This window comes from Colwellia sp. 6M3 (assembly GCF_014077595.1).
Taxonomy (GTDB): domain Bacteria; phylum Pseudomonadota; class Gammaproteobacteria; order Enterobacterales; family Alteromonadaceae; genus Cognaticolwellia.
Window position 1 is genome coordinate 1 of record NZ_JACGWF010000252.1, and the last position, 255, is coordinate 255.

Consider the following 255-nt stretch of genomic DNA (forward strand, 5'->3'; position numbering starts at 1 on the left):
CAAAGGTTGTAAGTCCTTTCAAAATTTACAGAAGCAAGATGTGTGGAGTGGTAGTTCAGTTGGTTAGAATACCGGCCTGTCACGCCGGGGGTCGCGGGTTCGAGTCCCGTCCACTCCGCCAATTGTTTCAAAGGTTGTAAGTCCTTTCAAAATTTACAGAAGCAAGATGTGTGGAGTGGTAGTTCAGTTGGTTAGAATACCGGCCTGTCACGCCGGGGGTCGCGGGTTCGAGTCCCGTCCACTCCGCCAATTGTT

At 51.0% G+C, this 255-nt stretch carries 2 tRNA genes; both read left to right on the top strand.

From position 1 onward, the window contains the following. Window positions 1-44 precede the first annotated feature (44 nt). Window positions 45-121 (top strand) — tRNA-Asp (locus H4J50_RS19285). A 51-nt stretch (window positions 122-172) separates the two neighbouring features. Beyond that, window positions 173-249, top strand: a tRNA-Asp gene (locus tag H4J50_RS19290). The last annotated feature ends 6 nt before the right edge of the window (window positions 250-255 follow it).